At 71.9% G+C, this 22,331-nt stretch carries 20 protein-coding genes; 7 read left to right on the top strand and 13 right to left on the bottom strand.

Features of this window, described 5'->3' with window-relative positions; all coding sequences use genetic code 11:
• Positions 1–240 precede the first annotated feature (240 nt).
• The 3 genes from ACFYOP_RS16715 to ACFYOP_RS16705 all read left to right on the top strand — a co-directional run bounded on the left by ACFYOP_RS16715 (position 241) and on the right by ACFYOP_RS16705 (position 4,665).
• On the top strand, positions 241–1,002 hold the full coding sequence (locus ACFYOP_RS16715; protein WP_356898055.1) for an ABC transporter ATP-binding protein: 762 nt from the start codon (positions 241–243) through the stop codon (positions 1,000–1,002).
• Positions 999–3,863: an ABC transporter permease gene (locus tag ACFYOP_RS16710; protein ID WP_356898054.1), complete on the top strand. Its 2,865-nt coding sequence runs from the start codon at positions 999–1,001 to the stop codon at positions 3,861–3,863. The genes ACFYOP_RS16715 and ACFYOP_RS16710 overlap by 4 nt, the downstream gene beginning before the upstream one ends.
• Before the next feature lie 259 nt (positions 3,864–4,122).
• Positions 4,123–4,665 (top strand): bacterial proteasome activator family protein, encoded by a 543-nt coding sequence (locus ACFYOP_RS16705; RefSeq protein WP_356898086.1) that lies wholly within the window; start codon positions 4,123–4,125, stop codon positions 4,663–4,665.
• Positions 4,666–4,748: 83 nt separating this feature from the next.
• Here ACFYOP_RS16705 and ACFYOP_RS16700 read toward each other — a convergent pair whose 3' ends face one another.
• The 7 genes from ACFYOP_RS16700 to pdhA form a co-directional block, all read right to left on the bottom strand.
• A complete protein-coding gene (locus ACFYOP_RS16700) occupies positions 4,749–5,738 on the bottom strand; it encodes an NAD(P)H-quinone oxidoreductase (protein WP_356898053.1) in 990 nt (329 codons plus the stop codon).
• A gap of 10 nt (positions 5,739–5,748) precedes the next feature.
• A complete protein-coding gene (locus tag ACFYOP_RS16695; RefSeq protein ID WP_388451877.1) occupies positions 5,749–6,882 on the bottom strand; it encodes a potassium channel family protein in 1,134 nt (377 codons plus the stop codon).
• Positions 6,825–8,249 carry a molybdopterin molybdotransferase MoeA gene (locus ACFYOP_RS16690; RefSeq protein ID WP_356898052.1) on the bottom strand — a complete coding sequence of 475 codons (1,425 nt, stop codon included), beginning with the start codon at positions 8,247–8,249 and terminating at the stop codon, positions 6,825–6,827. The genes ACFYOP_RS16695 and ACFYOP_RS16690 overlap by 58 nt, the downstream gene beginning before the upstream one ends.
• Positions 8,246–9,175 (bottom strand): NTP transferase domain-containing protein, encoded by a 930-nt coding sequence (locus tag ACFYOP_RS16685; RefSeq protein WP_356898051.1) that lies wholly within the window; start codon positions 9,173–9,175, stop codon positions 8,246–8,248. Before ACFYOP_RS16685 ends, ACFYOP_RS16690 begins: the two co-directional genes overlap by 4 nt.
• Positions 9,176–9,345: 170 nt before the next feature.
• A complete protein-coding gene (locus tag ACFYOP_RS16680) occupies positions 9,346–10,788 on the bottom strand; it encodes a dihydrolipoamide acetyltransferase family protein (RefSeq protein WP_356898050.1) in 1,443 nt (480 codons plus the stop codon).
• Positions 10,788–11,792: an alpha-ketoacid dehydrogenase subunit beta gene (locus ACFYOP_RS16675; protein ID WP_356898049.1), complete on the bottom strand. Its 1,005-nt coding sequence runs from the start codon at positions 11,790–11,792 to the stop codon at positions 10,788–10,790. The genes ACFYOP_RS16680 and ACFYOP_RS16675 overlap by 1 nt, the downstream gene beginning before the upstream one ends.
• Positions 11,789–12,928, bottom strand: coding sequence for a pyruvate dehydrogenase (acetyl-transferring) E1 component subunit alpha (pdhA, locus tag ACFYOP_RS16670; protein ID WP_356898084.1), 1,140 nt, complete (start codon positions 12,926–12,928; stop codon positions 11,789–11,791). Before pdhA ends, ACFYOP_RS16675 begins: the two co-directional genes overlap by 4 nt.
• Positions 12,929–13,165: 237 nt before the next feature.
• On the opposite strand from pdhA, the gene ACFYOP_RS16665 reads away from it, so the two are divergent.
• Entirely contained in the window at positions 13,166–13,696 is a 531-nt protein-coding gene (locus tag ACFYOP_RS16665) for an Lrp/AsnC family transcriptional regulator (RefSeq protein WP_356898083.1), read from the top strand.
• Positions 13,697–13,822: 126 nt separating this feature from the next.
• On the opposite strand, the gene ACFYOP_RS16660 is transcribed toward ACFYOP_RS16665, so the two are convergent.
• Both ACFYOP_RS16660 and ACFYOP_RS16655 read right to left on the bottom strand, forming a co-directional pair.
• The gene (locus ACFYOP_RS16660; protein WP_356898048.1) at positions 13,823–14,416 is read right to left on the bottom strand and encodes a TetR/AcrR family transcriptional regulator; all 594 of its coding nucleotides are present in this window, start codon (positions 14,414–14,416) and stop codon (positions 13,823–13,825) included.
• A complete protein-coding gene (locus ACFYOP_RS16655; RefSeq protein ID WP_356898047.1) occupies positions 14,413–15,948 on the bottom strand; it encodes a 3-hydroxyacyl-CoA dehydrogenase in 1,536 nt (511 codons plus the stop codon). The genes ACFYOP_RS16660 and ACFYOP_RS16655 overlap by 4 nt, the downstream gene beginning before the upstream one ends.
• Positions 15,949–16,069: 121 nt before the next feature.
• On the opposite strand from ACFYOP_RS16655, the gene paaN reads away from it, so the two are divergent.
• Entirely contained in the window at positions 16,070–17,746 is a 1,677-nt protein-coding gene (gene paaN, locus ACFYOP_RS16650; RefSeq protein ID WP_356898046.1) for a phenylacetic acid degradation protein PaaN, read from the top strand.
• A gap of 124 nt (positions 17,747–17,870) precedes the next feature.
• Here paaN and ACFYOP_RS16645 read toward each other — a convergent pair whose 3' ends face one another.
• Genes ACFYOP_RS16645 through ACFYOP_RS16630 form a run of 4 tightly spaced genes read right to left on the bottom strand, consistent with a single transcriptional unit; the run spans position 17,871 to position 20,618 of the window.
• Positions 17,871–18,029 (bottom strand): hypothetical protein, encoded by a 159-nt coding sequence (locus ACFYOP_RS16645; RefSeq protein WP_356898045.1) that lies wholly within the window; start codon positions 18,027–18,029, stop codon positions 17,871–17,873.
• On the bottom strand, positions 17,987–18,661 hold the full coding sequence (locus tag ACFYOP_RS16640; protein WP_356898044.1) for a TrmH family RNA methyltransferase: 675 nt from the start codon (positions 18,659–18,661) through the stop codon (positions 17,987–17,989). The genes ACFYOP_RS16645 and ACFYOP_RS16640 overlap by 43 nt, the downstream gene beginning before the upstream one ends.
• Positions 18,658–19,968 (bottom strand): HTTM domain-containing protein, encoded by a 1,311-nt coding sequence (locus ACFYOP_RS16635; protein ID WP_356898043.1) that lies wholly within the window; start codon positions 19,966–19,968, stop codon positions 18,658–18,660. The genes ACFYOP_RS16640 and ACFYOP_RS16635 overlap by 4 nt, the downstream gene beginning before the upstream one ends.
• The gene (locus tag ACFYOP_RS16630) at positions 19,965–20,618 is read right to left on the bottom strand and encodes a DUF5819 family protein (protein ID WP_388451795.1); all 654 of its coding nucleotides are present in this window, start codon (positions 20,616–20,618) and stop codon (positions 19,965–19,967) included. The genes ACFYOP_RS16635 and ACFYOP_RS16630 overlap by 4 nt, the downstream gene beginning before the upstream one ends.
• 453 nt (positions 20,619–21,071) lie before the next feature.
• Here ACFYOP_RS16630 and paaA point away from each other — a divergent pair, with 453 nt between their 5' ends.
• Together paaA and paaB are read left to right on the top strand one after the other, a co-directional pair.
• Complete coding sequence (paaA, locus tag ACFYOP_RS16625; RefSeq protein ID WP_356898041.1) at positions 21,072–22,037, top strand: 1,2-phenylacetyl-CoA epoxidase subunit PaaA; 966 nt, start codon at positions 21,072–21,074, stop codon at positions 22,035–22,037.
• Positions 22,034–22,324 carry a 1,2-phenylacetyl-CoA epoxidase subunit PaaB gene (paaB, locus tag ACFYOP_RS16620; protein ID WP_356898040.1) on the top strand — a complete coding sequence of 97 codons (291 nt, stop codon included), beginning with the start codon at positions 22,034–22,036 and terminating at the stop codon, positions 22,322–22,324. The genes paaA and paaB overlap by 4 nt, the downstream gene beginning before the upstream one ends.
• The last annotated feature ends 7 nt before the right edge of the window (positions 22,325–22,331 follow it).

Genomic DNA, 22,331 nt, shown 5'->3' with positions numbered 1-22,331 from the left:
GCAGGGCATCCGGGGCGGCACCGAACCGCCGACCGCGCGCCCCGGCGCCGTACCGGCCGCTCCACCGCACGCACCGGCCCTGGCGGGCCGGCCGGCGGCTCACCACCGATCCGCATCGGCCCACCCGGCCGGCGGCTCACCACCGATCCGCATCGGCCCACCCGGCCGACCGCTCACCGCTCGTATCACCTCTCCGTGCACCGCTCGTGTGTACGCGTCCGTCCAAGGGGGGACCCACCCGTGTCCGAACAGGTTTCACAGCAGTCTCAGCCGTCACAGCCACCCGTCCTGCAACTCCAGCAACTGACCCGGGTGCACGGCAGCGGCGCCACCGAGGTGCATGCCCTGCGCGGCATCAACCTCGACGTCTTCCCCGGCGAACTCGTCGCCGTCATGGGTCCGTCCGGCTCGGGCAAGTCGACGCTGCTGACCATCGCGGGCGGCCTCGACACCCCGACCTCGGGGCGCGTGATCGTCGAGAACACCGACATCACGACCGCCGACCGCAAGACGCTCGCCGCGCTGCGACGCCGCAGCATCGGCTACGTCTTCCAGGACTACAACCTCATCCCGGCGCTCACCGCCGCGGAGAACGTCGCCCTACCGCGCGAACTCGACGGCGTCTCCGCCCGCAAGGCCCGCGGCGAAGCCGTCGCCGCTCTTGAGGAGATGGACCTCGGTCACCTCGCCGATCGCTTCCCGGACGAGATGTCCGGCGGCCAGCAGCAGCGCGTCGCCATCGCCCGCGCCCTCGTGGGCGACCGCCGTCTCGTCCTCGCCGACGAGCCGACCGGCGCCCTGGACTCGGAGACCGGCGAGTCCGTCCTCGCCCTGCTGCGCTCGCGCTGCGACGCCGGTGCCGCCGGCATCCTCGTCACCCACGAGCCGCGCTTCGCCGCCTGGGCCGACCGCGTGGTGTTCCTGCGCGACGGCGCGGTCGTCGACCAGACCGTCCGCAGCCAGGCCGACTCGCTGCTCTCCGGCCAGGCGGCAGAACTGTGATGACCTGGTACCACTCCTGGCGTGCCGCGATCCGAATCGCGCGCCGCGACGCCTGGCGCTCCAAGGGACGCAGCTTCCTCGTCCTGTCCATGATCGCCCTCCCCATCGTCGGGGTGAGCGCCGTGGACCTCACCGTCCGAAGCTCCCAGCTCTCCACCGAGCAGAGCCTCGAGCGCTCTCTCGGCGCCGCCGACGGCAGACTCTCCGACCCGGGCGTGGGCGGCGAGCCGATCATGCAGTCCCCGGACGGCACCAACTACAGCCCGGTCGCCGACTTCTCCGACAAGCCGTGGCCGGACGGGAGGACGGACCTCGCGAAGGCCCTGCCCGCGGGCGCCAAGACGCTGACGGACACCACCGGTTCCGCGAAGCTCCGTACGACGCACGGTCTCCTGCACACCGAGATCCGTGAGCTCAAGTCCACCGACCCGATGGCCGAGGGCATCCTGGACGTCGTCGACGGCCGGCTGCCGCAGAAGACCGACGAGGTCGCCGCGACCACCCACTTCCTCGAGAGCAGCGGCCTGAAGGTGGGCTCCGCGGTCACCGCGCGCGGCTTCGACCGTCCGTACCACATCGTCGGCTCGTACGAACTTCCGAACGCTCTGGACACGGACCAGGTCAACGCGCTGCCGGGCGCGATGCTCGCGCCGCTCGACAAGGCGCTGAAGGCCGGGGGTTACTCCGGCACGTCGCCCTCGACGACGATCCTGGCGACCGTTTCCGGTGGTTTCACGTGGAACATCGTCAAGGACATCAACGCCAAGGGCGTGAAGGTCAGTTCGAGGGCGGTGGCGCTGAACCCGCCCGCCGACTCCGAGGTTCCGCTCTTCCAGCAGGAGGGCTGGGGCAACTTCGAGGCGAGCACGGCCGCCAAGGCCGCCGCGCTCGCCGCGGTCGGCACCGTCGTCGGCCTGGCGATGCTGGAGATCTGTCTGCTGGCCGGCCCCGCCTTCGCGGTCGGCGCCCGTCGTTCGCGCCGCCAGCTCGGACTGGTCGGCGCCAACGGCGGCGACCGGCGGCACATCCGGGCCATCGTGCTCGGCGGTGGTCTGGTGATCGGTGTCGCCGCCGCGGTGGTGGGCACGGTCCTCGGTCTGATCCTCACCTATCTGCTGCAGCCCGTGCTCGAGGGGTACATGGGCAAGCGCTTCGGCCATTTCGACGTACGGCCGCTGGAACTGCTCGGCATCGCGCTGCTCGCCGTGCTGACCGGGCTGCTGGCCGCGATCGTCCCGGCCATCACCTCGTCCCGGCAGAGCGTGCTCGCCTCGCTCACCGGCCGCCGCGGGGTGCGCCGCAGCAGCCGAGTGCTGCCGGTCATCGGACTGATCGCGGTGACCCTCGGTGCGGCGATCGCGCTGTACGGATCGACGATGACGGACCAGTTCGCCGTCGTCGCGGGCGGCAGCGCCCTGGCCGAGCTGGGCGTGGTCGCGCTGACTCCCGCGCTGGTGGGCCTGTTCGGCCGGATCGGCGGCATCCTGCCGCTCTCCCCCCGGCTCGCGCTGCGCGACGCCGTGCGCAACCGGGGTCGTACGGCCCCCGCGGTGGCAGCGGTGCTGGCCGCCGTCGCCGGCACGGTGGCCGTCGCCACCTACGCCGCGAGCAGGGACGCCCAGGGCGAGGCCGAGTACACGGCGCAACTGCCCCACGGCGCCGTCTCCATGGTGATCCAAGAGGGTGGCGGCCGGGACGTGCCCGCCGTACGCGACACGGTGCAGAAGCTGCTGCCCGTGGACGTGCGGGCAGACGTGGACCGGGTGGTCGTCGGCAAGCCGGGCTGCACGCGCTTCGACGACGGGGACGGCTGCGGCCGCTACGAGATCGTCGTGCCCAAGGCGAACGAGTGCCCGCTGTGGGCCTGGGACCCCACCAAGCCGAACGAGGACCCGGCGGAGAAGTTCACCAAGGCCGAACGGCGCAAGCTGGCCGAGGACTGGCGGTGCGAGCAGAACAACGGCGGCGGAGTCCACGCCGACGGCGGCCTGATGATCGGCGACGCGAAGCTGCTCAAGGTCCTCGGCATCGACGACCCGGCGGCCGAGAAGGCCCTGGCCGCGGGTGGGGTCGTGTCCTTCGACAAGCGCAACGTCAACGCCCGGGGGAAGGTCGACATCCGGCTGGTCACGGACATGGACGCCGCGGACCGGGCCGCCGAGAAGGGCGAGAAGATCCCCGGCGAGATGAAGACCTTCACCGCCCACCAGATGCCGGACACGTCGAAGTCGTACGGCCTGCCCCTGCTGCTGTCGCCGTCGGCGGCCAAGGCCGCGGGCATGACCACGGCGCCGTTCGGCGCGTACTACACGACCGACACCATGCCCAGCAGCGAGCAGCGGCAGCGGCTCGACGGCGAGCTGGACAAGACGGGCACCGCGATCGACCTCCACATCGAGGAGGGCTACACCAGCGAGAACAGCATCATCCTGCTGGCGCTGACCGTCTTCGCCGGACTCATCACGATCGGTGCGGCGGGCATCGCCACCGGGCTCGCCCAGGCGGACGCGGAGGCCGACCTGAAGACGCTGGCCGCGGTCGGCGCCCCGCCGAGGGTCCGCAGGACGCTCAGCGGCTTCCAGTGCGGGGTGGTGGCCGCGATGGGGGTGGTCCTCGGCTCGGCGGCGGGCGTGCTGCCGGCGATCGGGCTGCGGCTCACGGAGCAGCGTCAGCAGACCACCTGGTACGAAAGGGCTCTCGACGAGGGCTGGGGTGGAGCGGGCTCGGTGCCGTACGTGCCGATCGTCGTGCCCTGGGCGACGCTGGCCGCCCTGCTCGTCGCGGTCCCCGTGGGCGCCGCGCTGCTCGCGGCCCTGGTCACCCGCTCCCGCGGCGCCCTCGCCCGGCGCGAGGCGACGTGAGCGGGGTGACGTGAGCGGGGTGACCTGAGCGGTGTGACGTGACACCGGCGTGGCGCGCCGTGACCGCGGCATGGCTCCTGTGCGGCGCGTCGTAACAGCATGCGACGGGCCGTCGTGACCGGCGAAACTCGGCGATCCGACGGCCGGAGTCCGCCCGGCAGGTCCATGTCCAGCGGTTTTGTGCCCCCGTAGGAGGGTGGATCACTCTCCTACGGGGGCACACCGTGTGGTGACGCGCATGTACGAGAGAATGGACGGCATGGAGATGCCGAGGAATGAACGGTCGCAGGAGAGCCCCCACGTCCTCGTCGTGGGACAGGACGGGATGGCTCTCGGCGGCGGTGAAGGTGACGACCAGTCGCGCGAGGTCCCGGTGACGGAAATGGTCGAACAACCGGCCAAGGTCATGCGGATCGGCAGCATGATCAAGCAGCTGCTGGAGGAGGTCAGGGCAGCACCTCTCGACGAGGCGAGCCGGGTACGGCTCAAGGAGATCCACGCCGGCTCGGTCAAGGAGCTGGAGGACGGGCTCGCGCCCGAGCTCGTCGAGGAACTGGAGCGCCTCTCCCTCCCCTTCACCGACGACGCCATCCCGTCCGAGGCAGAACTGCGGATCGCGCAGGCCCAGTTGGTCGGCTGGCTCGAGGGTCTGTTCCACGGGATCCAGACGGCGCTGTTCGCCCAGCAGATGGCCGCACGGGCGCAGTTGGAGCAGATGCGGCGGGCCCTGCCGCCCGGCGCATCGCACGACGAGGAAGAGGGCGGTCAGCACGGCGCGATCCGTTCCGGACCGTACCTGTAGACGCACGGCACGTACGAGGGCCCGTCCCACCGCTTCGACGGTGGGACGGGCCCTCGCTCGATCAGGTGACGTCGGCGGCTGGTTCAGCCCTTGTCGGGCGCGGTCAGCACGACCTTGCCCACATGGGTGCCCGACTCCAGGGCGCGATGGCCCTCCGCCGCGTCGGCGAGCGGCACCGTACGGTCGACGACCGCTCGTACCCGGCCCGCGCCGATCAGCGGCCAGACATGCTCGCGCACGGCCGCCACGATCGCCGCCTTCTCACCGAGCGGGCGGCCCCGGAGCGAGGTGGCGGTGACCGCCGCACGCTTGCGCAGCAGCGCACCGAGGTTCAACTCGCCCTTCACCCCGCCCTGAAGGCCGATGACGGCAAGGCGGCCGTTGACCGCGAGCGCCTTCACATTGCGGTCCAGGTACTTGGCGCCGACGATGTCGAGGATCACGTCCGCGCCGGCGCCGCCGGTGGCCTTCTCGACCTCCTCGACGAAGTCCTGTTCCCGGTAGTCGATCAGGATGTCCGCGCCCAACTCGGCGCAGCGCGCCAGTTTGTCCGGCCCGCCCGCGGTCACAGCCACCCGGGCCCCCACGGCCTTCGCCAACTGAATGGCCATGGTGCCGATACCGCTCGCGCCGCCGTGGACGAGCACGGTCTCGCCCGGGCGCAGGTGGGCGATCATGAACACGTTCGACCACACCGTCGCCGTCACCTCGGGCAGCGCGGCGGCCGTCGTCAGGTCGAGCCCTTCCGGAACGGGCAGCAACTGCCCCGCGGGCACGGCCACCTTCTCCGCGTAACCGCCGCCCGCCAGCAGCGCGCACACCTCGTCGCCGACGGCCCAGCCGGAGACGCCGGGCCCCAGCGCCGAGATCCGCCCCGAGCATTCGAGACCGGGGTAGGGGGACGAGCCGGGCGGGGGGTCGTAGAAGCCCTGGCGCTGGAGCAGATCGGCGCGGTTCACCGCGCTCGCGACGACATCGACGAGGACTTCGCCCTCGCCGGGCACCGGATCGGGCACCTCTGCCCAGACCAGCGCCTCTGGACCACCGGGCTCGGGAATCGTGATCGCATGCATGGCGGCGAGGCTACTCCGAGGCCCTGGCGGGAGGAGCGTTCTCCGCGCGGACGATGGTGATCAGCCGGTCCGTGAGCTGCAGCGGGCTGGCGGCCGGGTCGTCGTACCCCAGCAGCCGGTGGCCCCGCAGGACGGACACCACGAGGTCGTCCGTCTCCCGGACGTTGCGGCCCACCTCCGCCTTTATCACCGGGCGTTCGATCAGATCGAGGCCGCTGCCCTGCTGGATCAGGTCCTCCATGACCGTGCCCGCACTGGGGCTGAGCACGGACAGACCGAGCAGTCGGCCGGCCGCGCCGGAGCTGGTGATCACGGCGTCGGCGCCGGACTGACGCAGCAGCGGAGCGTTCTCCTCCTCACGGACGGCGGCGACGATCTTCGCGCCGCGGTTGAGTTGGCGGGCGGTGAGTGTCACCAGCACCGCCGTGTCGTCGCGTTGGGGTGCGATGACGATCTGACGGGCCTTCTGCAGCTCTGCCCGGAGCAGGACGTCACTGCGGGTGGCGTCGCCGACGACGCCGGTGAACCCTTCCGCGTTGGCGGTGTCGATCACCTTGGAGCTGGGGTCGACGATGACGATCTGGTCCTTCCGCAGCCCGGTGGCACAGAGGGTCTGCATCGCCGATCGTCCCTTCGTGCCGAAGCCGACGATGACGGTGTGGTCGCGCAAGTTGGACCTCCAGCGGTTCAGCCGCCACTCCTCCCGGGTGCGCTCGGTGAGGACCTCGAGAGTGGTGCCGACCAGGATGATGAGGAAGAGCACGCGCAGCGGCGTGATCAGCAGCACGTTGATGAGCCGGGCCCCGTCACTGACCGGCGCGATGTCGCCGTAGCCGGTGGTGGAGAGGCTGACGGTCGCGTAGTAGACGGCGTCGAGGAAGTCGACGGACCCGTCCGCGTTGTCGTTGTAGCCCGCCCGGTCGGTGTAGACGATCATCACGGTGATGCCGAGCACCATCAGCGCCATCAGCAGTCGCTTGCTCACCTGGCGCAGCGGTTGCTCGACGATCCTACGGGGGAGCTTCACACGACCGGTGACGAGATGTTCGTCCGCGTGCCGGGCCATGGCGTCGTGACCGGGAAGTTTCACGTGAAACACCCTCCTGGCTCGTCGGAGGGCGTCCACGGCGACCAGGTCGCCCAGGTCGCCCAAGGGAGGTCGAGGACCTCCAGTTCGTCGCCGGGCCGGGCGCCGCCCGGCGGGACGACCGCGAGCCCGTCGGCCGCCGCAGTTCCGCGCAGCATCGCCGGCCCGTTGTAGTGCAGCGCGACCAATTGTCCGTCGCGGTGCACGAACGGAACGAGCCGGGTGTCGTGCGGGTGCCCGTGCACCTCTTCGCGTACGGGCGCCCGGTACGGGGCCGGCGAGGGCCGTCCCGCGAGTCCGCGCAGCAAGGGCTCGGCCAGGGTCAGGAGCCCGGAGACGGCGGCGAGGGGATTGCCCGGCAACCCCACCAGATGGCGCCCGGACGCCAGCCGGGCCAGCAGCATCGGATGGCCCGGCCGTACGGCGACCTGGTCGACCAGCAGCTCCGCGCCCGCCTTCCGCAGGACCGGATGGACATGGTCGACGGGGCCGGCCGCCGTGCCGCCCGTGGTGATCACCAGATCCGCCTCGGAGGTGGTGACCGCTCGGTGGAGCGCTTCGGCGTCGTCCCCGAGGCGGCGCGTGGCCGACACCTCCGCTCCGAGCGCCCGCAGCCAGGGGCCGATCATCGGCCCGAGGGCGTCCCGGATCAGTCCGCCGTGGGGGAGCGAGGAGGTGAGCAGTTCGTCGCCCAGCACCAGCACGTCCACCCGCGGACGGACGAAGGTCACCAGCTCGTCGTAGCCGGCGGCCGCGGCGAGGCCGAGTACCGCCGGGGTGACCAGGGCAGAGGCGGGCAGCAGCCGGTCACCGGAGCGGCACTCCTGGCCGCGCGGGCGGATGTCCTGCCCGGGGACCACCTCGCGGTCGGCATGAAGCTGGCGCCCGGCCGCGTCGACACGGCCGTGCTCACTGCGGATCACGGCGGTGGTCTCGGGCGGGACGCGGGCGCCGGTGGCGATCCGTACCGCCGTGCCGTCGGGCAGGGGCCCGTCGGCGCCGTGCCCGGCGAGGATCGACCCTTCGCCCTCCACGGCCCACGGTCCGGGGCCCGCGACGGCCCAGCCGTCCATGGCGGAGGTGTCGAACGAGGGAAGGTCGCACAGCGCGGTGAGCGGCTCGGCGAGTACCTGCCCGACGGCCTGCTCCAGTGGTACGCGCCGGCTGCGCGGCGGTGCGGTGAGTCCGGTACGGGCGGCCAGCGCCCGGGCCTCGGGCCAGGCGGCGGCTCGGTGCCGGCGCGTGGCGGAGCCCTTGGCGGCAGCGTCCGGTGCCGCGGCGTCCGGGGGCCGCGGGCCGACCAGGGCGAGCGCTTCGTCGACGCCGTCCAGCTCGCCCCCTGCGGGCGGAGTCGCTCCGGCAGTGGCGTGCCGTGCCCGCTCGCCGCCGGCCGCCGCCGCGGCCTCGCGGTCGTGACCGGTCATCCCGCGGCGTCCCCACCACTCGCGCCCGGTGCGGTGTCGGCCGGGCGGCCGGGCGGTTCCGCCGTCCCTGTCCCGCCCTGTGTCTCCGCGGCCTCGTCCGCCCAGCGGGCGGCCAGGGCCGCCGCCTTGCGGGCGGCCTCCGCGACGGCGTCGGGCCCGCCCTCGGCCTTGGCCGCCGCGTAGCCGACCAGGAAGGTGGTGAGCGGTGCGGCGGGCCGGGCGACGCCGTGCGCGGCGTCGCGGGCGAGGTCGAGCAGGACGTGGGTGTCCACGTCCAGCTCGATGCCGAGTTCGTCCTTGACTGCGGTGATCCATTCGTCCAGCACGTACCCATGCTCCCTGATGCGGGCCCGGGCTGTGGAGACGTCCCCCCAGGTGTCGCAGTCGAAGGAGGCGAGGGGGTCGGTCTCGATCCGGGCCAGGTCCAGTTCCCCGGTCAGTAGACGCAGAGGCAGCCCGGAAAGGCTCCCGTATTCGGTCGCGAGGAGAGCAAGTTCACGTCGGAGCGGCTCGGCACGGTAGGCGGCGACCAGCGGCTGGTCGCGGCCGTCGGCATCGGTCAGTACGACCGCCTCGCTGTCCCGCTGTGCGAGGGCGGCGACCAACTGCCGCACCGTCCCGGTCTCCAGGAAGGGAAGGTCGGCCGACAGCACGACGAGGGCCTGTGCCCCGGTCTGCCGCACTCCCGCGTCGAGGGCGGCGACGGGTCCGCCGCCCTCGGGCTGCTCGCGTGCCCATACGACGGGGCGCGCGGTGGGCCGGCGCCCGCCGACGACCACGGTGCGCCCGGCGTCCCGGCAGGCGGCCAGCACGCGGTCGAGCAGGGGCCGCCCGCCCACGCTCACCGCCGGTTTGTCGGCGCCGCCGAGCCGCTTGGCGGCGCCGCCGGCGAGGACGATGGCGTCGTACGCCGTAGTCGCGGTCATGCCTGAAGTATGGTCCGCGAACGTCCGGGCGGGGAGCCCCGGTTCGATCTCTCTGCCGCTGCTCCCCTGCTGCCTGCCGTCGGCTGACCCTTTGCTGGTGCTGTGCCGGCCCTTCCGCCGGCCTGCCTGCGGCTCTTCGGTCTCTCGGCCGGTGCTCGGCAGCCGGCTCCCTACAGAGTGCGAAGCAGCACCGAAGGGTTCTCCACACAGTCGGCCACGTACCTCAGGAAGCCTCCCGCGGTGCCGCCGTCGCACACCCGGTGGTCGAAGGTGAGCGAGAGCTGGACGACCTGCCGGACGGCCAGTTCTCCCCGGTGCACCCACGGCTTGGGAATGATCCGGCCGACGCCGAGCATCGCTGCCTCGGGGTGGTTGATGATCGGCGTGGAGCCGTCGACGCCGAACACCCCGTAGTTGTTCAGCGTGAACGTGCCGCCCGTCAGATCCGCCGGGGTGAGCGTCCCTTGGCGGGCCGCCTCCGTGAGCCTGGCGAACTCCGCGGTCAGCGACTCCGCCGACCGGTTGTGGGCGTCCTTCACGACGGGAACGACCAGTCCGCGGTCGGTCTGGGCGGCGAAGCCGAGGTGCACTGCCGGCAGCCGCACGATCTCCCGGGCTTCCATGTCCACCGTGGAATTGAGCTCCGGGTGGCGGTCGAGCGCGGCGGTGCAGATCCGGGCGAGCAGCGCGAGCAGCGAGATCTTCGGCCCGCCCGCGGCGTTCATCGCCGCCCTCGCGGCCATCAGTTCGGTCGCGTCGGCGTCGACCCAGCAGGTGGCGTCCGGGATCTCACGGCGGCTGCGGGACAGCTTGTCGGCCACCGCTCCGCGCACCCCGCGCAGCGGGACGCGCTCGGCCTGCGCGTGGGCCGCTACGGCCGGCGCGGCGGGCACAGCGGTGGTCGGCGTCTCGGGAGCCCGCAGGGCCCGTTCGACGTCGGCCCGGAGGATCAGGCCGTCGGGGCCCGAGCCGGTGAGTGTCCGCAGGTCCACGCCGTGCTCGCGTGCGAGCTTGCGGACGAGCGGGGAGATGACGGCCACGGGACCGTTCTGCGCGCCGGCCGAGGCGCCGCGGGCGGAAGCCGGTGCGGCGGCGCGGCTGCCGTTGGCAGCGGTCACCGGAGCCGTAGAACCTCCGGAGGCCCTGGTCGCGCCGGAGACTCCGGAGGCGGAGGCCGACGCGGTGGGCGTCGGCGCGACCGGCGTCGGGCGGATACGACGCCGTCGCGCCGCGGGGGCGCCGGTTCCGTAACCGACCAGGACGTTGCCCGACGACTCGGCGGAGCCGCCGGAGGACGCGGAGGCGTCCGGCTGCGCGGGCGCCGCGCCGCCGCCCGAGGCGGACGTGCCCGTCCCGGGCGCCTCGACCGCACCGACCGCGACCGTGATGAGCGGTGCGCCGACGGGCAGTTCCGTGCCCTCCTCGCCGAAGCGGGCGGTCACCACACCGCCGTAGGGGCAGGGGACCTCCACCATGGCCTTGGCCGTCTCGACCTCGACCACGGGCTGGTCGATCGCGACCACGTCACCGACCGAGACCAGCCAGCGGACGATCTCGGCCTCGGTCAGTCCTTCGCCGAGATCGGGAAGCTTGAATTCCAGCACCTGAGCCATCAGCCTTCCGCCTCCCACTGCAGTCGCGCCACCGCGTCCAGCACACGGTCCACTCCCGGCAGATGATGCCGCTCGAGCATCGGCGGCGGGTACGGGATGTCGAAACCGGCGACCCGGAGCACCGGCGCCTCCAGGTGGTGGAAGCAGCGCTCGGTCATCCGCGCGGCGATCTCGCCTCCGGGACCGCCGAAGCCGGTGGACTCGTGCACGACAATCGCACGCCCGGTGCGCCGGACCGACGCGCAGACCGTCTCGTCGTCGAACGGCACCAGGGAGCGCAGGTCGACGACCTCCAGGTCCCAGCCCTCCGCCTCGGCCGCCTGTGCCGCCTCCATGCACACCGGCACGGAAGGGCCGTAGGTGATGAGGGTGGCGCTGCGCCCGGGGCGGCGCACCACGGCCCGGCCGATCGGCTCCACCGCGGCGGGCGCCTCGGGGGACCACTGGGACTTGGACCAGTACAGCCGCTTGGGCTCGAGGAAGACGACCGGGTCGTCGGAGGCGATGGCGGCCCGCAGCAGGCCGTACGCGTCCTCGACCGTGGCGGGCGTGACGACGTGCAGCCCCGGGGTCGCCATGTAGTACGCCTCGGAGGAGTCGCTGTGGTGCTCCACCCCACCGATCCCGCCGCCGTAGGGCACCCGCACGGTGATCGGCATGGCCATGCCGCCCCTGGTGCGGTTGCGCATCCGGGCGACGTGGCTGATCAGCTGCTCGAACGCCGGGTAGGCGAACGCATCGAACTGCATCTCCACGACCGGCCGCAGTCCGTACATCGCCATGCCGACGGCAGTGCCGAGAATGCCCGCCTCGGCCAGCGGGGTGTCCGTGCAGCGGTCCTCGCCGAACTCCTTGGCGAGCCCGTCCGTGACCCTGAAGACGCCGCCGAGCGTGCCGACGTCCTCGCCCATGACATGGACGGTCGGGTCCTCGGCCATGGCGTCGCGCATCGCGCGCTGCAGGGCCTGGGCCATGGTTGCGGGCTTCACCGCGGCCGTGGTCATCGCGCCTCTTCCTCAGCGTCCAGCTCTGCCCGCAGCTGCGCCGCCTGCTCACGCAGCTGCGCGGTCTGCCGGGCGTACACGTGCTCGAACAGATCCATGGGGTCGAGGACGGGGTCGGCGTTCATCCGCTCGCGCAGATCCGCCGCCATCGTCTCCGCCGCCCGGGTGGCGGCCTGCCTGGCCTCGTCGTCGAGCAGGCCCCGCCGCGTCAGCTCCCGCTCCAGCAGCTCGATCGGGTCGTGCGCGCGCCAGGTCTCGACCTCGCTGTCCGCGCGGTACCGGGTGGCGTCGTCCGCGTTCGTATGGGCGTCCATGCGGTAGGTGACCGCCTCGATCAGGGTGGGGCCGCCGCCGCGGCGGGCCCGGGCCACGGCGTCGCCGAGGACCTCGTGGACCGCGACCGCGTCGTTGCCGTCGACGAGCCGGCCGGGCATCCCGTAACCGACGGCCTTGTGGGCCAGGGACGGCGCTGCGGTCTGCTTGGCCAGCGGGACGGAGATCGCGAAGCCGTTGTTCTGTACGAGGAAGACCACCGGCGCGTTCCACACGGCGGCGAAGTTCAGCGCCTCGTGGAAGTCGCCCTCGCTGGTGCCGCCGTCGCCGATCATGGCCAGCGCCACGACGTCGTCGCCCTTGAGGCGGGCGGCGTGCGCCAGGCCCACGGCATGGGGCAGTTGGGTGGCCAGCGGGGTGCACAGCGGCGCGACGCGGTGCTCGTGCGGGTCGTAGCCGGTGTGCCAGTCGCCGCGCAGCAGGGTCAGCGCCTGAACGGGGTCCAGGCCGCGTGCCACGGCCGCGAGGGTGTCGCGGTAGCTCGGGAAGAGCCAGTCCCGCTCCTCCAGCGCCAGGGCGGCGCCCACCTCGCACGCCTCCTGACCTGTGCTCGACGGGTACACGGCGAGCCGGCCCTGCTTGGTGAGAGCGGTGGCCTGCGTGTTGTACCGCCGGCCGCGCACCAGCTCCGCGTAGAGCCGGAGCAGCAGCTCGGGGTCGGCGGAGGCGGCGGCCTCGGTGCCGAGCACGCGGTACGGCTCCGGGTCGGGGAGCAGCGGCGCGGGATCGGTGCGGGGCTGCCACGCGGGCGGCGGTGTGGGCCGGTAGACGGCAGCGGAACCGGGCAGCTCCTGGACCGTCATGCTGCTCTTTCTCAACGCGAGCACCTCCTCGTGGGAGCGACGACGAACGATGAAGAAACGGTGACGAGAAAACGGGTCGAGGACGCGTGGGTGTGGCGTGCTCACCTACCGATTGTTCGGTCGAGGACGCATTTTGGCTACAGGCACGGGCAGCCTGTGGACAAACGGTTCTCCACAGCTTGAGATGGAGACAGGTCGTCCATGCTAGGAAGGCGGGGGGACGTGGCAACTGAACAAATGGCCGACGGCGGGGACCGCGCGGGACGGCCGCCGCTGCCTCGCCCGCTGGACCCGATAGACCGCGACATCCTCCGCATGCTCCAGGCGGACGGGCGCGCCTCCATACGCTCGGTCGCCGAGCGGGTGCACGTGTCCCGTGCCAACGCGTACGCACGGATCAACCGGCTGATCGACGACGGCGTGATCCGGGGATTCAGCGCCCGGGTGGACCACGAGCGGGCGGGCCAGGGGGCCTCCGCCTACATCACGCTCAAGATCGTGCAGAACTCCTGGCGGACGGTGCGGGAACAGCTGCAGGCGCTGCCCGGCGCCGCTCATATCGCGCTGGTCAGCGGAGACTTCGACGTGCTGCTGCTGGTGCACACGCCCGACAACCGGACGCTGCGCGAACTCGTCCTGACCAAACTGCAGTCCATCCCGGAAGTGCTGTCGACCCGGACGCTGCTGGTGTTCGAGGAGACGGACCTCGATCACGCGACGGGACAGACCTCCGGCCCCGGTACGGGTCCGGACACGGAGACGCCCTGACCGGCCGCGGGGCCGGCCTGCCCGTCCGGAGCACGGGCCCGGCCGTACGCCGAGCCCGCCCCGGCCGGACCGCTCCAGGAGCCGCCGGGTCTGTCGGCGCGGACAGCCCGGTCGCGGACAGCCCGGTCAGGGGGCCGTACGCAGCCCGTCGAAAGCGAGCCGCACCACGGTCTCGGCCAGCTGGTCGCCGTCGTGGCTGCCGCCCGGCTGCGGGCGGTACCACTCGACCAGCGAGTTCACCATGCCGAAGAGCAGCCGCGTCGCCAGCCGGATGTCGACGTCGGCCCGGAGATCGCCGTCCGCGGCCGCCGCCTTCATCAGGTCCGCGACACGCTGGTCGAACTCACGGCGCCGCTCCAGCGCCCACCGCTCGGTCTTCGTGTTGCCCCGCACCCTCAGCAGCAGCGTCACATAGGGCAGCTCGGCCATCAGCACCTCGACCGTGCGCCGCGTGACGTACTCCACCCGCTCAATGGCGCGGCCGCGCTGTGCGCCGCTCTCGTCGAGGACGGCGAACAAGGAGTCCAGTGCCCGGCTGACGGCCCGGCGCAGCAGCTCCTCCTTGCCCGTCACATGGTGGTAGATCGAGGACTTGGAGATCCCGGCCGCCTTCGACAGATGCTCCATGGAGGTCCCGTCGTAGCCGCGCTCGTTGAATATCCGCACGGCGACCGTCAACAGCGTCTCCGGCGTGTAGGTGTCGCGCCTGACCGTGGTCATCGGCTCTCCGCCCCGTCGTCGGCGTACGCACGGCGAGCGGTGGCCAGGGAGGGCGCGTACCGGCCGGTGGGGTACCGCTTGTGCAGCGTCTCCAGCAGCTCGCACACCCAACCGAAGCCCAGCCGCTCGCCCCATTCCAGGGGGCCGGCCGGGTAGTTGACGCCGAGCTTCATCGCGGTGTCCACGTCCTCGGCCGAGGCCACCCCGCGGTCGACCGCGTCCGCCGCGAAGTCCGCCAGCATCGCCACCGTGCGGGCGACGATCATGCCCGGTACGTCGCCGATCAGTGAGACGTCCTTGTCGAGCGCCTGGAAGAGTCCGACGGCCTCGTCGACCGCTTCGGGCATGGTCCTGAGGGTGCTGTCGGACGCCGACAGTGCGATCCGGGTCGCCTTCTCGTAGTCGAGGGCGAGATCGAAGTAGACGATTCCGTCGCCGAACTCGAACGAGGTCTCGCCGTCCACCAGCCCGAGCTCCACACCGCCCGGCAGTGCGATGCAGCCGCCGCCCTCCTCTCGGTGGACGGTGATCCCGGCTCGCTCGATCATGCCGACCAGGGGCTCGGCCGGCCCGAGGTCGCCCTGGACGACCACGGTCGCGGGGGCGGCGGCGGGCGGCTGTGTCCGCGGCCGGGGGCTGTCGGCGCCGTCCTCGTAGGAGAACCAGCCGTGACCGGACTTACGGCCGTGCCGGCCGGACTCGACGAGCCGGCGCTGGGCCAGCGACGGCGTGAACTTCGGGTGGTGGAAGAACGAGTCCCAGACGGAACGCGTGACCGCCTCGTTGACGTCCTGGCCGATCAGATCGGTCAGCTCGAAGGCCCCCATCCGGAACCCGCCGGACTCCCGCAGGACCGCGTCGATGGTGGCGGGGTCGGCGCCGCGCTCCTCATGGACGGCGAACGCCTCCGCGTAGAACGGGCGTGCGACGCGGTTGACGATGAAGCCGGGGGTGTCGGCACAGCGCACCGGCGTCTTTCCCCAGGCCAGGGCGGTCGCGTGGGCCCGTGCGGCCGCTTCCTCTTCGGTGGCGTGGCCGCTGACGACCTCGACGAGCGGCAGGATCGGGGCCGGGTTGAAGAAGTGCAGGCCGACGAAGCGGCCCGGGTTGCGCAGGGCTCCCGCGACGGCCGTCACGGACAGGGAGGAGGTGTTGGTGGCGAGCAGGCAGTCGTCGGCGACGATCTTCTCCAGCTCCGTGAAGAGCTCCTGCTTGACCGGAAGCTGTTCGAGCACGGCCTCGACGACGAGGGCCGCGTCGGCGAGCTCCGGGAGGCCGGCGGCCGGGTGGAGCCTGCCGCGGGCGGCGTCACGGGCCGCGGGAGCCATCCGTCCCTTCTCCACGAGCCGGTCGAGGCGCGCGACGATCGCCGCCGCGGCCTCCTCGGCCCGTCCGGGAGCGGCGTCGTGGAGGCGTACGGGATGGCCTGCGACGAGGGCGACCTGCGCGATCCCCTGTCCCATGGTTCCGGTGCCGACGACGGCGACGGTACGGCTCACGTCGATCGCGGTCGTGGAGTCGAAGACGGTCATGGAGGCGATCCTCCCGGATGAGTTGTCCACAGGTTCGACAGGCCCCCTTGTACCGACCGATCGTTCGGTTACTCTAACTCTGTCATCCTCCCCTGCCCAGCTCGACGAGGAGTTGGTCCGCATGCAGCTGACCGAGACCCACCGGCCCACGCTCGACCAGGCCCTCGATGCGATCCGCACGCGCGCTTACTGGTCCCCCCACCCGGAGCACCCCAAGGCGTACGGCGAGAGCGCGCCCGCCGACGGCCTGGCGGCCTTCCAGGCGTTGCGCGGCTCCCGCTTCGACCTGGACCAGCCGGGCACCGACGGCTGGACCGGCGGCGAGATCTCTCCGTACGGGCCGGAGCTGGGGATCGAGTATCCGCACCCGGACCTGGACGTGCTGCTGCCGGCGATGCGCGCCGGCATGGGCGCCTGGCGCGAGGCAGGCCCGGAGACGCGCGCGCTGGTCTGCCTGGAGATCCTGGCCCGGATCAACGCCCGCACCCATGAGTTCGCGCACGCGGTGATGCACACCAGCGGGCAGGCGTTCCTGATGGCGTTCCAGGCAGGCGGCCCGCACGCCCAGGACCGCGGCATGGAGGCCGTGGCGTACGCGTATGCCGAGCAGACCCGCACCCCCGCCGCCGCCGACTGGTCGAAGCCGCAGGGCAAGCGCGACCCGCTGGAGCTCCGGAAGACGTTCACCACCGCTGGCCGCGGCATCGCGCTGGTCATCGGCTGCAACACCTTCCCGACGTGGAACGGATACCCGGGGCTCTTCGCCTCCCTGGCGACGGGCAACCCGGTCCTCGTGAAGCCGCACCCCCGCGCCGTGCTCCCGCTGGCCCTCACGGTGAAGGTTGCCCGCGAGGTGCTCACCGAGGCCGGCTTCGACCCGAACCTGGTCTGCCTCGCCGCCGAGCGCCCGGGCGAGGGCGTCGCGAAGACGCTGGCGACACGACCCGAGATCAAGATCATCGACTACACGGGTTCCTCCGCCTTCGGCGACTGGCTGGAGGCCAACGCCCGCCAGGCGCAGGTGTACACGGAGAAGGCCGGCGTCAACACGGTCGTGGTCGACTCCACCGACGACTACAAGGGCATGCTGTCCAACCTGGCCTTCTCGCTCTCCCTGTACAGCGGCCAGATGTGCACCACCCCGCAGAACGTGCTGATCCCCCGGGACGGCATCACCACCGAGTCCGGCCCCAAGAGCTACGACGAGGTGGCCGCGGACCTGGCCGCCGCCGTGGGCGGCCTGCTCGGCGACGACGCCCGGGCGAACGCCCTGCTGGGAGCCCTGGTCAACCCCGACGTGAAGGCACGGCTGGAGGCCGCGTCCGAGCTGGGCGAGGTCGCGCTGGAGTCCCGCGAGGTCGTCAACCCGGACTTCCCCGGCGCGACGGTGCGGACCCCGGTCATGGTGAAGCTCGACGGCGCCCGCAAGCACTGGGACTCCGCGGACTCCGAGCCGGCGTACCTCTCCGAGTGCTTCGGCCCGGTGTCCTTCGTGGTGGCCGTCGACTCCACGGCCGACGCGCTGGAGCTGCTGCGCCGCACGGTCCGGGACAAGGGCGCGATGACGGTGGGGGCCTACACCACCTCCGAGGAGACGGAGCGGGCGATCGAGGAGGTCTGCCTGGAGGAGTCGGCGCAGCTCTCGCTGAACCTGACCGGCGGGGTGTACGTCAACCAGACGGCCGCGTTCTCCGACTTCCACGGCTCCGGCGGCAACCCCGCGGCGAACGCGGCGCTGTGCGACGGCGCCTTCGTCTCCAACCGCTTCCGTGTGGTGGAGGTCCGCCGCCAGGCCTGACGGTCTGGCTGTCGGGACGAGGCGGGTGCGGGTGGCGCGGGGCCGGGCGGGTACGGGCCCGCGCCACCCGCACCCGCTCAGGAACCGGCCTCACAGGACTCGCCGGCGGGCTCCACAGCCAGCCTCACAGGCCGCGGCGGAGCACCTCGGCGATCTGCTCCGGGGTGCCGATCGCCAGGAACATGGCGTCCGGGGTCGCGGCCCGCGAGGAACGCCCGGGCAGGCCGCTGGACGTCCTGGTCAGGCGCCCGGCGCCGGTACGTCCGCGTACCGCTGCACCCACGCGTGCATCGCGATGGCCGCTGCCGCGCCCGCGTTGATCGACCGTGTCGAACCGAACTGGGCGATCGAACAGACCATGGAGGCGTGCTTGCGGGCCTCGTCGGTGAGCCCGGGGCCCTCCTGTCCGAAGAGAAGCACGCAGCGGCGCGGCAGCTCGGTCCGTTCGAGGGGCACGGCCCCCGGCAGGTTGTCGATCCCGATGATGGGCAGCTCCTCCGCGGCGGCCCACTCGGTGAGCGAGACCGTGTCCGGGTGGTGCCGCACATGCTGGTACCTGTCGGTGACCATGGCGCCGCGCCGGTTCCAGCGGCGGCGTCCGACGATGTGGATCTCCTTCGCCAGGAACGCGTTGGCCGTGCGCACCACCGAGCCGATGTTGAAGTCATGGCCCCAGTTCTCCACGGCCACGTGGAAGCCGTGCCTGCGCGTGTCCAGGTCGGCGACGATCGCCTCGCGCGTCCAGTACCGGTAGCCGTCCACGACGTTCCGCCGGTCGCCCCGGGCCAGCAGTTCCCGGTCGTACCGCTCGTCCTCGGGCCAGGGCAGCGGGTGCGGGCCGACGCCGACCTCGGGGGCGTACCCCTCGTCGTACTGAAGCGGTTCTTCCTGAAGCGGTTCTTGGGTGGTGCTCACCCGACGAGCGTACGGGGCTGCTCGTCGCTCCCCTGTTCCACCTGGGGCGAAGGAGCAGCGTCCTTTCCGTCCAGCATGCGGTAGAACCCGCGGGTCACCACGGCTCCCAGGGCGACCAGGAAGCCCGTCGGCAGGAACACGGCATCGGCCGCGATCATCGCCAGCGAGAAGAAGGGCAGTCCGAGGAGCACCGCGATGGCCGCGTGCTCGAGCATCATCACCACCAGCAGGATGTTCTTGACCCGCCGGTTGAACAGCGTGAAGGGGAACGCGACCTGCACGATGACGGTGCCGTAGGTCAGCAGCATGACCATCACCCCGCCGGAGGCCAGGATCCCCGAGATCTCCGGCCAGGGGGTGAAGTAGTCCAGCTTGAGCGGGTAGTACAGCGCGGTGCCGTCCTGCCAGCGCGACCCCTGGATCTTGTACCAGCCGGCGGTCGCATAGATCAGACAGACCTCGGCCATGATCACGGCAAGTGCGGCGTTGTGGGTCAGGTTCGCCAGGACGTCGAGCAGGGTGCGCGGCTGGCCGTCGGGCGCGAAGCGGTTCACCGCCCACCACAGGCCCTGGGCAGCCCACACCCCCCAGAACAGGACGAGGATCCACGCGTCTCCGCCGACCCTTCCCACAAGGGTGCCCGCGAAGAGCGCCGCGCCGAGCACCGCCCAGAGGACGGGCCCCGCCAGGTCGGAGCCGGACCGTTCGGATCCTGATCCTGTCCGTTCGGGGGGCGCGAGTTCGGGGTCCGTGGGTTCGGGGCCCCTGGGTTCGGTGCCTGTGGGTTCGGTGCCTGTGGGTCCAGGGCCGGTCCGCTCCGGGCCGCGCCTGCGTGCCGCCCGCCGGGCGTCCAGGGACCAGACCTGCGCGCAGCGCGTCAGCACCAGGTAGACGGCCATGAGGTGGATGACGTTGTCGCCACCGTCCCCCACGAAGATCGAGCGATTCTGCAGCGACAGGACGCCGACCATGAAGAGCACCGACACCGCGCGGGTATGCCAGCCCAGTACCATCAGCAGGCTGGACAGCACACAGAGGCCGTAAACGAACTCGAACCACAGCGCGCTGTCCGACCACAGGAGCACGGTGAACGCGTTGTTGCCGGCGACCAGCTCCCGGCCCATCTCCCAGCTCCAGGCACCGTCCGGTCCGTAGAGCTCGTGCCGGTGGGGCAGCTCGCGCAGCAGGAACAGCAGCCAGGTCGCCGCGAAGCCGATCCGGACGACGGCACTCTGGTACGGCCCGAGGGCCGTGGAGGTGACGAGTTGGACGGCGCGGGCGACCTTGCGGTCCTGGACCTGCTTCACCGGGCCGCCTCTGTCCTGTCGTCGCCGACCCCGCCCGGGAGGTCCGCGGCGGTGACGGTCCACCACGGCAGTTCGCGGTGGGCGGGCCGGGTGTCGGTCTTCTCGTCGCTCCAGTCCGGGGCCTTGATGGCCCTGGTCGACGCACGGAGCTGGACGCGCTCGACGGGGCCGCCGAAATCGTAGCGGTCGAGGCGGAGCATCACGATGCGGCGCATGTAGCCCTCAGAGAGTCGGCCACGCAGTCCGTCGGGTTCGTTCTCGCTGTTGTGCGAGCCGGCGTAGAAGTCCCATGCGCGGCGGAGCTGGTTCTGCTGGAGGTGGCTCGGGAGGAGGTTGTGGCGGATGTGCCGCCCGTCCTGCGCGGACAGGTCGATCCATTCGCTGGTGCGGCGGCTGCCGTCCCGGGCGGTGTACTGGGCCCGGGCCTGTACCGCGATGTTCTGCTGGAGCGGATTGGGGGCGAACAGCTTCCAGTTCTGCTCGAACTCCGGATACACCCAGCCGTCCACCACTTCGCCGTGCTGCTTGGTCACGGTGTTGGAGGGGGCTACGTGCAGAAACACCATGGCCAGGTGGACGCAGGCGAGGGCCGCTATCAGCGCGAGCGCCACGGCGGCCGCGACCTGATAGGGGAGCGACAGTCCCGCCATTCCACCGGTGGTGGCGGAGGCCGCGGGGGCGGCGGAGTCGACGGGCCGGCCGGGCGGCCCGGGAGCGTCGGGACGCGCAGAGGGCGCGAGGGAGCCGGGAACCGCGGAAACCGGGGCCTTGGACGCCTCGCGCTGTCCGGGAAGGCCCTCGGTGCGCGCAGGGGCGCTCTCGGCGCCTACGCCGTCACCTGAACGGCGTACGTCGAGCCCGGCCGACGGCTCGCCCCCTCGGCGACCGTCCGGTCGGGCGCCTTCCGGCTGCCGGGCACGGCGTGGCGCAGGCAGCCCGGAGCTCACTTTTCCGCCCCCATTGCCTTTCTCGTCCTCGTAGGAATCCATCCCCGCCCCGATCGCCGCCGGTCCCCCCGGTTATCCACAGGGTTGACACCCTACGGCCCGCCGACCGACCATTGAAGTCAATGAACCGAACGATCGGTCGGTAGGGGAGTCCGGATGACGGCAGTGACTGCGGATGGGTACCAGGCGGCGTTCGACGCCGCCGTGGCCGCCGACGAGCGCATCGAACCGCGCGACTGGATGCCGGACGCGTACCGCGCGACGCTGGTCCGCCAGATGGCGCAGCACGCGCACTCGGAGATCATCGGCATGCAGCCGGAGGCGAACTGGATCACGCGCGCGCCGTCCCTGCGCCGCAAGGCGATCCTGATGGCCAAGGTCCAGGACGAAGCCGGCCACGGGCTCTACCTGTACAGCGCCGCGGAGACGCTCGGCGCCAGCCGCGACGAGCTGCTCGACAAGCTGCACTCGGGCCGCCAGAAGTACTCCTCGATCTTCAACTACCCGACCCTGACCTGGGCCGACGTCGGCGCGATCGGCTGGCTGGTCGACGGAGCGGCGATCACCAACCAGGTGCCGCTCTGCCGCTGCTCGTACGGGCCCTACGCCCGGGCGATGGTGCGGGTCTGCAAGGAGGAGTCCTTCCACCAGCGCCAGGGGTACGAGCTGCTGCTCGCCCTGTCCCAGGGGACGCCGGAGCAGCACGCCATGGCGCAGGACGCGGTGGACCGCTGGTGGTGGCCGTCGCTGATGATGTTCGGCCCGCCGGACGACGCGTCGGCGCACTCGGCGCAGTCCATGGCCTGGAAGATCAAGCGCCACTCGAACGACGAACTGCGCCAGCGCTTCGTCGACATCTGCGTCCCGCAGGCCCAGTCCCTGGGCCTGACTCTCCCGGACCCGGACCTCCGGTGGAACGAGGAGCGCGGACACCACGACTTCGGCGCCATCGACTGGGCCGAGTTCCAGGAAGTCCTCAAGGGCAACGGCCCCTGCAACGAGCAGCGGATCAGCCAGCGCCGGCAGGCGCACGAAGAGGGAGCCTGGGTCAGGGAAGCGGCCGCCGCGTACGCGGAGAAGCGCCAGGCACAGCACACCGAGTCCGTGGAGGCGACGGCATGAACAGCTCGACCGAATGGCCGCTGTGGGAGGTCTTCGTGCGTTCTCGCCGCGGACTGTCCCACACCCACGCGGGGAGCCTGCACGCACCGGACGCGGAAATGGCCCTCCGCAACGCCCGCGATCTGTACACCCGGCGCAGCGAGGGCATCTCGATCTGGGTCGTGCCCTCCACCTCGATCACCGCCTCCTCACCGGACGAGAAGGACCCGTTCTTCGAGCCGGCCGCCGACAAGCCGTACCGGCACCCGACGTTCTACGAGATCCCGGAAGGGGTGAAGCACCTGTGACCACGAC

The sequence above is a fragment of the Streptomyces sp. NPDC006294 genome, from assembly GCF_042870895.1.
Classification (GTDB): Bacteria; Actinomycetota; Actinomycetes; order Streptomycetales; family Streptomycetaceae; genus Streptomyces.
Note: the sequence above shows the minus strand (reverse complement) of the source record. Positions and strands in the feature narration are given on the sequence as shown.

Bases quoted from the DNA above. Each gene is read 5' to 3' on its own strand.
- ACFYOP_RS16630 (WP_388451795.1), bottom strand. From the start codon at position 20,618: ATGGCGGGACTGTCGCTCCCCTATCAGGTCGCGGCCGCCGTGGCGCTC.
- ACFYOP_RS16675 (WP_356898049.1), bottom strand. From the start codon at position 11,792: ATGACCACGGCCGCGGTGAAGCCCGCAACCATGGCCCAGGCCCTGCAG.
- paaA (WP_356898041.1), top strand. From the start codon at position 21,072: ATGACGGCAGTGACTGCGGATGGGTACCAGGCGGCGTTCGACGCCGCC.
- ACFYOP_RS16655 (WP_356898047.1), bottom strand. From the start codon at position 15,948: ATGACCGTCTTCGACTCCACGACCGCGATCGACGTGAGCCGTACCGTC.
- ACFYOP_RS16705 (WP_356898086.1), top strand. From the start codon at position 4,123: ATGGAGATGCCGAGGAATGAACGGTCGCAGGAGAGCCCCCACGTCCTC.
- ACFYOP_RS16680 (WP_356898050.1), bottom strand. From the start codon at position 10,788: ATGGCTCAGGTGCTGGAATTCAAGCTTCCCGATCTCGGCGAAGGACTG.
- ACFYOP_RS16665 (WP_356898083.1), top strand. From the start codon at position 13,166: ATGGCCGACGGCGGGGACCGCGCGGGACGGCCGCCGCTGCCTCGCCCG.
- pdhA (WP_356898084.1), bottom strand. From the start codon at position 12,928: ATGACGGTCCAGGAGCTGCCCGGTTCCGCTGCCGTCTACCGGCCCACA.
- paaB (WP_356898040.1), top strand. From the start codon at position 22,034: ATGAACAGCTCGACCGAATGGCCGCTGTGGGAGGTCTTCGTGCGTTCT.
- ACFYOP_RS16685 (WP_356898051.1), bottom strand. From the start codon at position 9,175: ATGACCGCGACTACGGCGTACGACGCCATCGTCCTCGCCGGCGGCGCC.
- ACFYOP_RS16690 (WP_356898052.1), bottom strand. From the start codon at position 8,249: ATGACCGGTCACGACCGCGAGGCCGCGGCGGCGGCCGGCGGCGAGCGG.
- paaN (WP_356898046.1), top strand. From the start codon at position 16,070: ATGCAGCTGACCGAGACCCACCGGCCCACGCTCGACCAGGCCCTCGAT.
- ACFYOP_RS16660 (WP_356898048.1), bottom strand. From the start codon at position 14,416: ATGACCACGGTCAGGCGCGACACCTACACGCCGGAGACGCTGTTGACG.
- ACFYOP_RS16700 (WP_356898053.1), bottom strand. From the start codon at position 5,738: ATGCATGCGATCACGATTCCCGAGCCCGGTGGTCCAGAGGCGCTGGTC.